Raw genomic sequence first — 241 nt, forward strand, 5'->3', positions numbered from 1 at the left:
TATGCTCTTATGTAATCCACGGCTCTAGAGGTTGGATATCTACTCCTTCGTTATGAATCCCATGGGTTAAGCGCTTCATTGCATCTGTATCCGGCAAGTCTGCACCTGCACCTGCTTTTTTGGAATCGTCTGCAAGAATATGAGGCAACTCCCAAATGCGTGCAAGTAATCCTGTAGCTGGCGAATTAATACTTGTTCTGCACGTTCTCCTGTTCCTTCGACCAGAGCCAGTAAACGATGT

At 46.1% G+C, this 241-nt stretch carries 1 pseudogene; it reads right to left on the reverse strand.

Annotated elements, in window-relative coordinates:
* Positions 1–7: 7 nt before the first annotated feature.
* Positions 8–241 (reverse strand): annotated as a pseudogene (locus tag DN394_RS29700) (hypothetical protein); the annotation flags it as partial.

The organism is Bacillus sp. BB081 (assembly GCF_008368895.1).
In the GTDB taxonomy this organism is placed as follows: domain Bacteria; phylum Bacillota; class Bacilli; order Bacillales; family Bacillaceae_G; genus Bacillus_A; species Bacillus_A wiedmannii.